At 65.2% G+C, this 12,640-nt stretch carries 12 protein-coding genes; 1 reads left to right on the forward strand and 11 read right to left on the reverse strand.

The annotated features are described in order from the left end of the window. Positions 1-45: 45 nt before the first annotated feature. The 10 genes from AC5ZFO_RS19575 to AC5ZFO_RS19620 are packed head-to-tail and all read right to left on the reverse strand — an operon-like array spanning position 46 to position 9,242. Positions 46-915, reverse strand: a complete 870-nt coding sequence (locus AC5ZFO_RS19575; RefSeq protein WP_306664494.1) for a carbohydrate ABC transporter permease — start codon at positions 913-915, stop codon at positions 46-48. After that, a complete protein-coding gene (locus AC5ZFO_RS19580; protein ID WP_282522730.1) occupies positions 912-1,850 on the reverse strand; it encodes a carbohydrate ABC transporter permease in 939 nt (312 codons plus the stop codon). Before AC5ZFO_RS19580 ends, AC5ZFO_RS19575 begins: the two co-directional genes overlap by 4 nt. Beyond that, positions 1,847-3,196, reverse strand: a complete 1,350-nt coding sequence (locus AC5ZFO_RS19585) for an ABC transporter substrate-binding protein (RefSeq protein ID WP_282522731.1) — start codon at positions 3,194-3,196, stop codon at positions 1,847-1,849. The genes AC5ZFO_RS19580 and AC5ZFO_RS19585 overlap by 4 nt, the downstream gene beginning before the upstream one ends. Before the next feature lie 58 nt (positions 3,197-3,254). Further along, on the reverse strand, positions 3,255-4,034 hold the full coding sequence (gene soxA / locus AC5ZFO_RS19590; protein WP_282522732.1) for a sulfur oxidation c-type cytochrome SoxA: 780 nt from the start codon (positions 4,032-4,034) through the stop codon (positions 3,255-3,257). Beyond that, on the reverse strand, positions 4,031-4,348 hold the full coding sequence (gene soxZ, locus AC5ZFO_RS19595; protein ID WP_282522733.1) for a thiosulfate oxidation carrier complex protein SoxZ: 318 nt from the start codon (positions 4,346-4,348) through the stop codon (positions 4,031-4,033). Before soxZ ends, soxA begins: the two co-directional genes overlap by 4 nt. Then, positions 4,348-4,815, reverse strand: a complete 468-nt coding sequence (locus AC5ZFO_RS19600) for a SoxY-related AACIE arm protein (protein ID WP_282522734.1) — start codon at positions 4,813-4,815, stop codon at positions 4,348-4,350. The genes soxZ and AC5ZFO_RS19600 overlap by 1 nt, the downstream gene beginning before the upstream one ends. Positions 4,816-4,819: 4 nt before the next feature. Continuing rightward, positions 4,820-5,272 (reverse strand): sulfur oxidation c-type cytochrome SoxX, encoded by a 453-nt coding sequence (gene soxX, locus AC5ZFO_RS19605; protein ID WP_282522735.1) that lies wholly within the window; start codon positions 5,270-5,272, stop codon positions 4,820-4,822. Next, positions 5,265-6,548 carry an NAD(P)/FAD-dependent oxidoreductase gene (locus AC5ZFO_RS19610; RefSeq protein WP_282522736.1) on the reverse strand — a complete coding sequence of 428 codons (1,284 nt, stop codon included), beginning with the start codon at positions 6,546-6,548 and terminating at the stop codon, positions 5,265-5,267. The genes soxX and AC5ZFO_RS19610 overlap by 8 nt, the downstream gene beginning before the upstream one ends. A 46-nt stretch (positions 6,549-6,594) precedes the next feature. Further along, complete coding sequence (locus tag AC5ZFO_RS19615) at positions 6,595-8,781, reverse strand: xanthine dehydrogenase family protein molybdopterin-binding subunit (protein WP_282522737.1); 2,187 nt, start codon at positions 8,779-8,781, stop codon at positions 6,595-6,597. Between the two features lie 11 nt (positions 8,782-8,792). Continuing rightward, entirely contained in the window at positions 8,793-9,242 is a 450-nt protein-coding gene (locus AC5ZFO_RS19620; protein ID WP_282522738.1) for a (2Fe-2S)-binding protein, read from the reverse strand. 321 nt (positions 9,243-9,563) lie between these two features. Between AC5ZFO_RS19620 and AC5ZFO_RS19625 the strand changes: the two genes are divergently transcribed. Further along, positions 9,564-11,186, forward strand: coding sequence for a B12-binding domain-containing radical SAM protein (locus tag AC5ZFO_RS19625; RefSeq protein WP_282522835.1), 1,623 nt, complete (start codon positions 9,564-9,566; stop codon positions 11,184-11,186). A 4-nt stretch (positions 11,187-11,190) separates the two neighbouring features. Here AC5ZFO_RS19625 and AC5ZFO_RS19630 read toward each other — a convergent pair whose 3' ends face one another. Beyond that, positions 11,191-12,579: an MFS transporter gene (locus AC5ZFO_RS19630; protein ID WP_166105605.1), complete on the reverse strand. Its 1,389-nt coding sequence runs from the start codon at positions 12,577-12,579 to the stop codon at positions 11,191-11,193. Between the last annotated feature and the right edge of the window lie 61 nt (positions 12,580-12,640).

The raw sequence follows: 12,640 nt of genomic DNA on the forward strand, positions 1-12,640 counted from the left end.
TGAAACGCAGCCGGGCGATGTCGTGTCGCCCGGCTGCTTTATTTGCTACCCGCCCTTGACGGCGCCCGCGGTCAGCCCGGCCACGATCTGCCGCTGGGCGAACACTGTGAGCAGCAGCACCGGGAAGGTGACGATCAATGCGGCCGCGGCCAGCGGTCCCCAGCTCAATTGGTCGAACGAGATCATGTTGTAGACGGCGACGGGCAGCGTGCGCGTCTCGCGTCCGGCCAGCACGATGCCGAACACAAAATTGTTCCAGGAGAAGATCACGGCGAGGATGAAGGCGACCGCGATCCCGGGCTTGGCGATCGGCAGGGCGACGTGCCGAAAGACCTGCCAGCGCGTGGCGCCGTCGATGAGCGCGGCTTCCTCCAGCTCCAGCGGCGTGGTCTCGAAATAGCCAATCATGATCCAGATCACGATCGGCACCGTCACGACGAGATGAATGATGATCTGCGGCACCAGCGTGCCGAGCAATCCCAGCCACTGGAACAGCAGGAACAGCGGGATCAAATAGGACAGGCCGGGCGTGATGCGCGCGATCAGGATCACGATCGCGGATTTGTGCGCGGCCATGCGCGCGATGCCGTAGCCGGCGGGAACGCCGACGAGCAGCGCCAGCGTGGTCGCGCCGCCGGTGACGATCAGGCTGTTGACGAAATAGGTCAGGAAGCGGTTGGAAGCGAGCACGTCGGCATAGTTCTTCCAGGCGATGCGATCGGGGATGAACACCGGCGGGTAGGCGGCGTTGTCGACCTCGAACTTGAGCGACAGCGACGCCATCCAGAGGAAGAACAGGATCGCCGGCGACACGATGACGAACACCGAGAGCCACAGACCGATCCTGCCAATGACCTGACGTAGGTTGATTTGACTTGGGTTGACTTGACTTGGGCTGACCTGACTTGGGTTCATGCGCCGCTCGCAATTTCGGTCCACAGCATGCGCTGGCGGGCATAGAGCATCACGGCCGCGAGGGCGACGATGAGGAGGAAGAACACCACCGCGATCGCCGAGCCGTAGCCGAGGTCGTAATAGGTGAAGGCGACGCTGTAGAGATAGATGTTGATCGTCTCCGACGCCGAGCCCGGTCCTCCCTGCGTGATCGCGAAGATGATGTCGAAACTCTTCACGGCGTCGATCATGCGGATCATGCCGGCGATGAACAGGAACGGCATGATCAGCGGCAGCGTGATGAAGCGGAACACTTGCCAGAAGCTCGCGCCGTCGATCTGCGCGCTTTCATAGGGCTCGGTCGGGATCGCGGCGAGGCCGCCGAGTACGATCAGCATGACCAGCGGCGTCCATTGCCAGGTCTCGACCAGCACGAGCGAGGGAATGACGGTTGCGGGGTGGAAGACCCAGAGCTGCGCGGGTATCCCGACCAGCGACAAGAGGTAGTTCAGCACGCCGAGCTGCGGGTGGAACATCATGGTCCAGACCAGCGCGATCGCGACGGGGGTCGCCATCATCGGCATGATGAAGATACCGCGCAGAAAGCCGCGGCCGGCGAACTTCTGGTGAAACACGACGGCCGCGAACGTGCCGAGGATCAGCGGCAGCAGCACCGATAGCAAAGTGTAGACCATGGTGTGGCCCACCGCTTCGATGAAGCGGGGATCGCTCGTCAGCCGCAGATAGTTGGAAAACCCGACGAAGGTGGTCGGTGAGCCGACCTTCCACTCGTTCAGGCTCATCCAGATGGTGAAGACCCACGGGAAGATGATGATCGCGAGCACGACGACCAGCGCCGGCACCACGAATGGCCAGTAGGACGGCGGCCGCAACGCCTTCTCCGGCGCGGCATCAGACTGTGCCGCGGCCGGAGTCGATTGTGTCAATGTACTCACGCCTTTTCGCTGCGCTCCAGGATCGGCCGGTACTGATCGTGAGCCTTCTTCAGCTCGGTTGCGGGATCGGCGCCCGATAGTGTCGAGGTGAGGGCCGCGCCGACGAGATCGCGGAATTCGGCGACCGGGATCACGACGGGAAGGCCGAGCTTGCTGATCTTGGCGGAATCGATCACCGACTGCAGCCACTCCTTGGGCATCTTCACGCCGTTCTGGACCTCGGGATCGCCGAGGATCGAGTTGCGGAACGGCACGCCGCCGCCGGCCTGCAACAGCCGCGCGCCCTGCTGCTTCGAGACCGCCCACTGGCAGAGCAGATAGGCGGCTTCCTTGTTCTTGCTCGCCGCGGCAATGCCGATGCCGTCGCCATAGGTGGCCGAATATTGCCCCTTCGGTCCGGCCGGCACGACGGTGTAGCCGACCTTGCCGACCACGCGCGAGGCGGCGGGGTCCTCCAGCGGCGGCGCCCAGCCGACGCCGTCGATCCACATCGCCGAACGTCCTTGCGTGAACGAGGCCATCGACTCCATCCAGTTGAAGCCGGCGACGCCTGGCGGGGCGACCTTCGTCAGCAGCGTCTGATAGAGCTTTGTCGCCGCGACCGCCTCGGGGCCGTCCGTGAGGATGTTGCCTTTGGCGTCGAGGAATTCGCCGCCATAGTCGAGGAAGAAGTTGGTCCACAACGTCATGTTGGCGTTGCGCAGGCCCCGTCCGACGAAACCGTAGGTGCCTTCCTTGGTGTCGGTCAGTTTTTCGGCGGCCGCGACCATCTCGTCGAGGGTCTTGGGGACGGCGACGCCCTTCTTCTGGAACAACTCCTTGTTGTAGTAGAGGATGAAGTAATCGACCGACCAGGGCAGCGACAGCATCTGGCCCTTGTCGTTCTTGGCGTATTGCAGGCCGGCGGCCGAGAAATCGCTCTCGACGAGATCGGGTGCCGTCAGCGTCGGATCCTTCATAAAGGGCGACATGTCCGCCAGCCAGCCGGCTTTCTCGAACTGCCGCTTCTGGACGTGATAGCTAAGATGGACGACGTCGAAGCTCGGCCGGCCCGAGGTCAGCTCGATCACCACTTTCTGGCGCTGCTGCTGCTCGGGGATCTGTTCGGATTCCACCTGGATGCCGGTGAGCTCGGTGAACTCCTTGATGTTTTTTTGCAGGTTGTCGCCGCGCGGACCCTTGGCGAGGATCACCTCCAGCTTGGTCCCGGCGTATTTCTTCCAGTTGACCTCGGCGCGTGCCGGTAGTCCGGTCAGGCTGAGCGCGCCAGCCGCGGCGGTCCCCGTCAACAGCGTGCGGCGCGAGATATTATGGTTGGCCACGTCAAATCCCTCCCTCTGATTCATTTTCTTTGGGAGGGATACTAACGGCCGTGCCACGCCTGCCTAGTCCTAATCTGGGGTCTCAGGGACGCACGGCAGGCGTCTCCATCGGCAGACCGCGCGCCCGCGACATCAGGTAGAGTTCAAGCGCGACCAGCTCGGGCGCGCCGTAATCATAGGCCTGGGCGCGAACGCCGGTCATGCAACTGCGCAACCGGCGCTCGATCGACCCCAGCGTCTGCCACTCCAGGCGGTAGAGCGGATAGCCGGTCGGCTGTCCTTGCGTGATCGGCGCGCCCGCAAGACGCTTGTCGAAATTGTCGTCGTGGCAATTGGTGCAGGCGAGGTTGAGTTGGCCCTCGCGCTGCATGAAGAGGTCGCGGCCCTGTGCCACGAAAGGCTTCAGCTCCGGATCATCGCCGGCCGTGATCGCGACGCCGCGGGACTGGTGGGCGACGAAGGCGGACAGCGCCAGGAGGTCGCCGCTCTCGTAGGGCAGCGCCGGCGCCTGCTGATGATTGGCGCGGCAGAGGTTGATACGCTGGTCGAGGGTGACGGGGCGCGCCAGCACCTTGTCGAATGCCGGATAGCGCGCCGCAACGCCCTTCATGCTGCTGCGAGCATCGCCATGGCAATCCGCACAGGCCTTGTCGGAGCTGCCGGTCTTCTTTGCCCAGAGCGCCTCGCCGTCGAGCACGAAAAGCATGCCCGGATTGGACGTGTCGTCATCCTGCATCGCGCGCGTGTCGGGCCCCATGAACGAATAGCCGGAGCGGCGCGCGTCCGGCGGAATCTCGCCGGCGAGCAGGGCAGGGGCCGCGGCCAACAATGTGGCCGCCGCTATCGCGTGCCAAAAGATCATTCGACCGTGATCGAGGCCGATGCGGTCGACGAATAGCCGTTGTCGCCGATCCATTCGAATTCTAACTTGCCGCTCTCCTTCGCGACCGTGAAGAAGGAGAGATATGGGTTGGCCGCGATCGCCGGAAACAGGTCGGCACGGAAAACTTCGGTGCCATTATAGCGGCACGTAAAACTCGTGATGATGTCGCGAGGCACCAGCGCGCCGTCCGCGGTGTGGCGGAAGCCGGTCTCCATGATGTGCGAGGTCAGCGTGCGGATCTCGATGACATCGCCGCGTTTGGCTTTTGCCGGAACGTTGATGAGCGCGGCCATCAGTTCATCTCCTCGGTGCAGGCGGCCAGCGTCACGACGATGTCGGCGCCGACCTGCCAGAACGTGTCATCGGACAGCCGTGCGATTGCCACCACCTTCTGGGTGTCGGCGAGCCGGATCCGGGTCGAGACCTGGGCGCGGCCGGAGGAGGGGTTGAGATAGAAATTGCCGATGTTCGGCTGCGGGTTCTTCTCGTTGAAGACGTGGATGCTCTTGACGTAGTCGTTCGCGGTCATCGGGCTTGCGACGCTCACCGTCATCGGCACCGTGTTGCCGTTCTCGACCAGCGGCGGAATGTCGAGCTTGACCTTGCCGGTGCGAATCTGGGCTTCGCCGACGACGTTGCGGATGGCGGTGCTGAGCGTCGCGGGCGTCGCTTCCAGCGGTCGCAGCGTGACGATCGGGATTGTTCCGGCGACCGTCGCGCCGCCTGCAATACTCAGGAATTGTCGTCGCGTGGTTGGCATGAAGCTAGTTCCGAAGCGTTACAAGAAAGGCCACGATGTCTTCGATCTCCGCGGCGGACAATATCGGCATGCCGGCAAAATTGCGCCCGACCCGGACCAGCCCGTCGTCGCGATAATAGGACGGCATAATGGTCTGCGGGTTGTAGCGCGATGCATCGACCAGCCGCAGCCGCAACTGGCCCGCCGACCACCAGTTCCCGGTGCCGGTGAGGTCAGGCGCGAGGTCACCCTGGAACCGCGCCTCCGGGAACGGACCGGAATGGCAGAGGATGCAGGTCGTGGTGCGCGCCACCACCAGCGCGCGGCCGCGCGCGGGATCGCCCGGCGTGCCCGTGAGCGGCTGCGGGATGGTGTCACCGATGACTTTGTAGGGCACGAGCTCGTCGGCTCTTGCTCCGCTGGCCAGGGCAAGGCCGGCGACGATCAGCGCTGCGATATGAAGGAATGCTCTAGCCAAAGGTGTCCGCCGTGATGGTTTGAAACCAGCGCTCGGCTTCCGCCGCCTCGCGGGCGCGTAGCTCGCGCGGTGCGTCGACCGGGCTGGTCGCGCCGCCTTCGACCTCGGCAAAGATGTCGCCCCTGGGCTGGTAATTGCCGGCGAGCGAGAAGCCGTAGCCGGGCGCGGCGGTGTTGTAGCAGACGCCGGTCAACCGCGGCGCCTCCGGCGCGCGGCCCGCGAACAGGTTGACGATGGCGGCGGCGCAAGCCTTGCCCTGTGCGCTCGCGGCCGAGGCCGATTTGGGAATGCCGCCGCCGAGGCAGGCATCGCCGATGACGTGGATGTTCGGGACGAGCTTCGACTCGAAGGTCACGGGATCGATCGGGCACCAGCCGGTCGCATCCGCCGCGCCCGCGATCTCGGCGATGCGGCCGGCGCGTTGCGGCGGGATGACGTTGGCGACATCAGGCGTGTAATTGCCGAACTCGGTGATGATGGTCCTTGTCGAAGGATCGACCGAGGTGACGCGACCGCCCTGCGACAGCGCGATGCGCTCGATCATGTCGCCATAGAGCTCCTTCCACGCCTTCTCGAACAGCCGCTGCTGCGAAAAAGTGTCCTTGGCATCGAGGACCAGTACCTTCGAGCGCGGCTTCTTCGTCTTCAGGTAATGCGCGATCAGGCTGGCGCGCTCGTAGGGCGCCGGCGGGCAGCGCGAGGGATTGGCCGGGATGGCGATGGCGACCGTGCCGCCGTCCGTCATCGCCTCCAGTTGCCTGCGCAGCAGCAGCGTCTGCGCGCCGGCCTTCCAGGCGTGCGGCATTTTTTCGGATGCCGCCTCGTCATAGCCGGGCAGGGCCTCGAAATGGAAGTCGATGCCGGGCGAGAGCACGAGACGGTCATAGGGCAGCGCGACGCCGTCGGTCGTCACGACGCTGCGCCGCTGCGGCTCGATTGTGGTCACGGCCTCGCCGATCACGGTGATGCCCTCGGCGGCGAACTTGTCATAGTCGAACTGCTGCGCGTCGATCTCGCGCAGCCCCGCAATCACCTCGTTGCTGAAGGGGCATGAGGTGAAGACCGCGTTGGGTTCGATCAGGATGATTTGCAAGTCTTCACGCGCGCGTTTCAGCGCGCGGGCGCATGTCGCGCCGCCAAAGCCGCCGCCGACCACGACGATGCGTGCTGCCGATTGCGCACGCAGGACCGATGGCCCCGCCAGTGTTGCGGCGGCCGCGGTGATGCCGAGCACGGCATTCCGCCGTGTCACCGGGCGCGTGGTCATCGGGATCATCCAGGCAAAAATGCCGCGGCGGCCGTTGCAGCCGCCGCGGCGTTTCTCAGGCGAAGGTGATGTTCTGGTCGCGCAGCGGCACCGAGCGGATGCGCTTGCCCGTCGCCGCGAAATAGGCGTTGAGCACCGCCGGCGCCGCGACGCCGATGGTCGGCTCGCCGACGCCGCCCCAGAACCCGCCGCTCGGCACCATCACCGATTCCACCTTCGGCATCTCGTTGATGCGCATCGAATTGTAGGTGTCGAAGTTGGTTTGCTCGATCTTGCCGTCCTTGACGGTGCAGCCGCCGTAGAACAGCGCGGAGAGGCCATAGACGAAGGAGCCGGCAATCTGCCGCTCCACCTGCGCCGGATTGACGACGTAGCCGGGATCAGTGGAGGCGACGATGCGATGCACCTTGATCTTGTTGCCGTCGGTCACCGAGATCTCGGCGGCGCCGGCAACGTAGCTGCCATAGCCCATGACCTGCGCGATGCCGCGATAGACGCCCAGTGGTGCCGGCTTGTCCCAGCCGATCTTCTCGGCCACGGCATTGAGTACCGCCAGATGCTTGGGATGGTTGCGCATCAGCTTGCGGCGGAATTCGAGCGGGTCCTGGCCTGCGGCCTGGGCCAGCTCGTCCATGAAGCATTCCATGTAGATCGCGTTGTGATTGACGTTGACGCCGCGCCAGAAGCCGGGCGGAACGTGCGGGTTGCGCATCGCGTGCTCGACCAGGAGGTTGGGCACCGAATAGCCGAACGCGGCTTCGCCGGACTGGGCGACGCCCTGGAATGCAGCCGGATCCATGCCGTTCTGCAGCGCTTCGGGGCGCAGCGAGAACAGGATCGACTGCCCGGACAGGCGGTAGTGCAGCGCCACCAGATTGTTGTTGGCGTCGAACGCGCCGGTCATCTTGCACTGGGTGATCGGGTGATACCTGCCGTGCGCCATGTCCTCTTCGCGCGACCACAACAGCTTGATCGGCGTGCCCGGCATCTGCTTGGCGATCATGACCGCCTGGCGGACATAGTCGGTCTGGCCGCGCCGGCCGAAGCCGCCGCCGGGCATCACCTTGTGCACGTCGCACTTCTCCGCCGGTAGGCCCGAGGCTTCCAACGTGGCCGCGAAAGCCGCCTCGCCGTTTTGCGTGCCGCACCAGACCTCGCATTTGTCCACCGTGTAGAGCGCGGTGGCGTTCATCGGCTCCATGGTGGCGTGGTTCTGGTAGGGGTAATTGTAGACGGCTTCGACCTTCTTCGCTGCGCCGGCAATCGCCGCCTTCACATCGCCGTTCTTGTTGCCGACATAGGCCGGCTGCGAATCGTCGAGGCCCTCGGCGAGCCACTTCGCAATCGACTCGCTCGTGACCTTGGCGTTCTCGCCCTCGTCCCAGACGATCGGCAGCGCTTCCAGCGCGCTCTTGGCGTGCCACCAGGTGTCGGCGACGACCGCAACGGCGGTGTCGCCGACCTTGACGACCTTCTTGACGCCTTTCATGCCGGTGATCTTGGCTTCGTCATAGCTCTTCAGCTTGCCGCCAAACACCGGGCAGTCCTTGATCGCGGCGTTCAGCATGCCCGGCAGCTTGACGTCGATGCCGTAGATCATCGTGCCGGTGGTCTTGTCGGCGGTGTCGAGCCGCAGCAGGCCCTTGCCTGCGATGGTCCAGTCCTTGGGATCCTTGAGCTTGACGTCGGCCGGCGGCGTCAGCTTGGCGGCGGCTTCGGCGACCTTGCCGTAAGTCGTCGTCTTGCCCGACGCCTTGTGGGTGATGACGCCCTTGGCGACGGTGCATTCGGAGGCCGGCACCTTCCACTCGTTCGCGGCGGCCTCGATCAGCATCACGCGCGCGGTCGCGCCGCCCTTGCGGACATAGTCTTGCGAGCTGCGGATGCCACGGCTGCCGCCGGTCGAGAAATCACCCCAGACGCGCTTGCGGGCGACGCTCTGGCCGGGGGTCGGATATTCGGTCGTGACCTTCGACCAGTCGCATTCGAGTTCCTCGGCGACCAGCTGGGCGAGGCCGGTGAGCGAGCCCTGGCCCATCTCGGAGCGGGCGATGCGGATCACCACGGTGTCATCGGGCCTGACCACGACCCAGGCGTTGACTTCCGGCGAGCCGTCGGCCGCGCGGACCACGGCGGGGCCACCGAAGGGGAGATCGAGCCCGATGGCGAGGCCGGCGCCGACAGCGGCGGTGCCGATGACGAAGGCGCGACGGTTCATCTTGGGAGAAACATGCTTGTTCATGGGGCGGCTCCTCAGGCGCTAGCGATCGTGTGGATCGCTTCGCGCACCTGCTGGAAGGTGCCGCAGCGGCAGATATTGGTGATGGCCTCGTCGATATCGGCGTCGGTCGGCTTCGGCTTTTCGGCGAGCAGCGCCGCCACCGCCATGATCATGCCGCTCTGGCAATAGCCGCATTGCGGGACGTCCTGGGCGATCCAGGCCTTCTGCACCTTGTGCAGCGCGTCGCCGGACGCGAGCCCCTCGATCGTGGTGATCTTCTTGCCTTCGGCCTCGCTGACCGAAATCCCGCAGGAACGGATGGCAACGCCGTCCATGTGAACGGTGCAGGCGCCGCATTGCGCAATGCCGCAGCCATATTTGGTGCCGGTCAGGCCGGCATTCTCACGGATCGCCCAGAGCAGCGGCGTATCCGGCTCGACGTCGAGCGTGAAGGTTTTTCCGTTGATTGTTAGGTTTGCCATCGCAAGTCCCCTGATTGGCCCAATCCACCGATTAGACTTACGGAACAATGTGTCTGGCAAATTGGAACTGTTCAAATCAATAGTCCGAGGGAAGGCCAACAGCGAGGCTGGCATGCGCGGGGAAGAATGTCGGGAGCGCGGTGTTGCCGCCGAAATCGCCCGTCCAAGCGGCCGGATGAGCCTCTCCCGGCGCCAAGAGGTGGCTCGGAACGACGCCCGGCGCGTTCCGGCCAGTTCCCACTGCGGCGACAGTTTGTCCCTTTTGCCGGGGTGCAAGACGGCCATGCTTTGCTACACTGCACCCGATTCAAAAGGAGTTCCATAAACGTGGCCAGCCCCTGCAACGTACTGATGCTCTATCCGCTGTTCACGGCGGAGTCGTTCTGGAGCTTTGGCGAATCCTGTGAGCTGATGGGTGTGAAGCGACCCGCAGCCCCTCTCGGCCTGATCACGGTGGCCGCGATGTTGCCGAAGGACTGGACGGTCCGGCTGATCGACTGCAACACCCAGCCCCTTGGTGACGAGGATCTCACCTGGGCCGACGTCGTGTTCACCGGCGGCATGCTGCCGCAGCAGGCCGATACGCTGCGCCTGATCGAACTCTGCCGCGCCGCCGGCAAGCCGGTGGTCGTCGGCGGACCCGATCCCACCTCCAGCCCGCACATCTACGAGAAGGCCGACTTCCGGGTGCTCGGCGAGGCCGAGGGCATCATCGACGAGTTCATCGCGGCCTGGGAAAGCGGGGCCCGCTCCGGCGTCTTCACTGCGCCGAAATTCCAGGCCGACGTGACAAAGACGCCGGTGCCACGCTTCGATCTCCTGAAGTTCGAGGACTATCTCTACCTCGGTGTGCAGTATTCGCGCGGCTGTCCGTTCACCTGCGAGTTCTGCGACATCATCGAGCTCTACGGCCGTGTGCCGCGCACCAAGACGGTCGAGCAGATGTTCGTCGAGCTCGAGACGCTCTACCGGATGGGCTACCGCGGCCATCTCGACTTCGTCGACGACAATTTCATCGGCAACAAGAAGTCGCTGCGGCAGTTCCTGCCCCAGCTCGCCGAATGGCAGCGCGCGCACGGCTATCCCTTCGAATTGTCCACCGAGGCCTCGGTCAACCTGGCCGACGATCCCGAGCTATTGGAGCTGATGGGCACGGCCAATTTCTTCGGCATCTTCGTTGGCATCGAAAGCCCGGACCCTGCAACGCTGGTCGCGATGCGGAAGAAGCAGAACACGCGGCGCAACATCGCCGAGAGCATCCACAAGATCTATGCCGCCGGCATGCTCGTCACTGCGGGCTTCATCGTCGGCTTCGACACCGAGAAGGTCTCGATGGCGGAGGCGATGATCGATTTCATCGAGGAGGCCGCCATTCCCGTCGCCATGGTCGGCCTGCTCTACGCCTTGCCGAACACGCAGCTCACGCGCCGACTCGAGCGTGAAGGCCGGCTGCATCCGGGCCACGATCTGGCGCCGACCATCGGCGCCGATCAGTGCACGGACGGCATCAACTTCGATACGGTCCGCCCGTTGCGCGACATCCTGACGGACTACAAGCGGGTGCTGGAGCACATCTACAGCCCCGCCGCCTACGCAGGACGCGTCGACCGCCTGATGACGCTGCTCGACCGATCCAGGCAGCGCTCCGAGCTCGCCGAGGGCGACATCCGCTCGCGGGTCGGGGCGATGGAGACGGTGCACCGTGTTGTCACCGCCCTTCCCGAAGCGCGCGGGCCGCTGTGGCAGACCTTCATGAACTGCGCCAAGCGCGACACCTCATCGGCGCGCATTGCCGTACAGATGATTGCCGCCTATGCGCATCTCGGGCCGTTCTCGCGCAAGGTCATCGAAGCCATCGACGGGCGCCTCGCTGCGCTCGATGACGAGACGGTCATCCCGACCGCTGCGACGCTCGACACCACCGCAGCCCGGCACCTGGCCTGAAGGCTTACTTCACCGCCAGCCGCAAGAAGCTCATGACGCTGCCGAGCGCGGCAAAGCCGGCGCCGAGGGCCAGCGCGACGGTTGCGCCGTCGTGGCCGGCAAGCGCAAAGCAGAGGGCGGCGAGCGCCGCGCCCGTGGTCTGGCCCGTCAGGCGCGCGGTCGCGACGATGCCAGAGGCGCTGCCGCTGCGGTGCGGCGGCGCGCTCGACATCACCGCCTTCATGTTCGGTGCCTGGAAGAAGCCGAACCCCATGCCGCAGATCACCATCCGCCAGATGATGTCGGGGATAGCAGGATTGGACGGGAGCATCGCGAGCAATGCCATGCCGAGGCCGAGCAGCACGAGCCCGATGCCGCCGAGCAGGCCGACCGCGTGCCGGTCGGAGAGGCGCCCCGCGATCGGCGCCATGATGCCGACGACGAGCGGCCAGGGCGTCATGAAGAAGCCGGTCTCGACCTGCGAACGCCCGAGCACGTCCTCGAAATAGAACGGCAGCGAGACGAAGGCGAGGCCCTGCACGGCGAACGAGCACACCGCGGTCGCCGCCGACAGCGCGAACATCGGTCGGCTGAACAGGTCGATCGGCAGCATCGGCGCGGGATGGTCGGCATGCCGGCGCGTCAGGATGAAGCCGAGTGCGAGGGCCGTGATCAGCTCGATGCCCACGATAACAGGCGACAGATTGTGCGCGGCGCTGCCGATGCCCGTGATGAACAGGCCGAGGCAGGCGGACGCCAGGACCGCGCCGAGGAAGTCGAAGCCGTGATCGGCGCGCGGCGTCTTCGGCAGCATCGCATAGCCGATGCCGATCGCGACGAGACCGAACGGGATGTTGACCGCAAACAGCCACGGCCACGGGCCGAATGCGAGGATGGCAGAGGCGATCGACGGACCGAAGGTGAAGGCGGTTGCGACCACGAGCGCGTTGTGGCCAAAGCCGCGGCCGAGCATCCGGCCGGGATAGACGAACCGCACCAGCGCCGTATTGACGCTCATGATGCCGCTGGCGCCCAAGCCCTGCAGCGTGCGGGCGACGAGCAGGCTGTCCAGCGACCACGCCACCGCGCAGAACAGCGAGGCGATGGTGAACAGGATCAGGCCGCCGAGATAGATGCGCTGGTGCCCGACGATCTCGCCGAGTGCGCCGAGCGGCAGCAAAGTGGCCACCAGCGCGATCTGGTAGACATTGACCACCCAGACCGATTGCTCCGGCGTGACGTGCAGGTCGGCGGCAATGGCTGGCAGCGCGATATTGGCGATCGCGGTGTCGAGGGAGGCCATCGCCAGCGCGGTGAAGATGGCGGCGATCGCCCAGCGCCGCTGCGTGGCCGGAAGGCCGTCGGCAATGGGATGGTCGGGCTCGCGCGCGGCGGCAGGTAACGTGATTGTCATTGCCTGGCGCGTTGCTCCGGCGGCGTGGTGAAAGGGGACTTTTCGCATGTACTACGCCGAA

The sequence above is a fragment of the Bradyrhizobium sp. Unk1 genome, from assembly GCF_059512345.1.

Excerpts from the sequence above, each read along its gene's own strand:
- AC5ZFO_RS19575 (WP_306664494.1), bottom strand. The coding sequence starts at position 915 with ATGAACCCAAGTCAGGTCAGCCCAAGTCAAGTCAACCCAAGTCAAATC.
- AC5ZFO_RS19585 (WP_282522731.1), bottom strand. The coding sequence starts at position 3,196 with ATGAATCAGAGGGAGGGATTTGACGTGGCCAACCATAATATCTCGCGC.
- soxA (WP_282522732.1), bottom strand. The coding sequence starts at position 4,034 with ATGATCTTTTGGCACGCGATAGCGGCGGCCACATTGTTGGCCGCGGCC.
- soxZ (WP_282522733.1), bottom strand. The coding sequence starts at position 4,348 with ATGGCCGCGCTCATCAACGTTCCGGCAAAAGCCAAACGCGGCGATGTC.
- AC5ZFO_RS19600 (WP_282522734.1), bottom strand. The coding sequence starts at position 4,815 with ATGCCAACCACGCGACGACAATTCCTGAGTATTGCAGGCGGCGCGACG.
- AC5ZFO_RS19610 (WP_282522736.1), bottom strand. The coding sequence starts at position 6,548 with ATGATCCCGATGACCACGCGCCCGGTGACACGGCGGAATGCCGTGCTC.
- AC5ZFO_RS19615 (WP_282522737.1), bottom strand. The coding sequence starts at position 8,781 with ATGAACAAGCATGTTTCTCCCAAGATGAACCGTCGCGCCTTCGTCATC.
- AC5ZFO_RS19620 (WP_282522738.1), bottom strand. The coding sequence starts at position 9,242 with ATGGCAAACCTAACAATCAACGGAAAAACCTTCACGCTCGACGTCGAG.
- AC5ZFO_RS19630 (WP_166105605.1), bottom strand. The coding sequence starts at position 12,579 with ATGACAATCACGTTACCTGCCGCCGCGCGCGAGCCCGACCATCCCATT.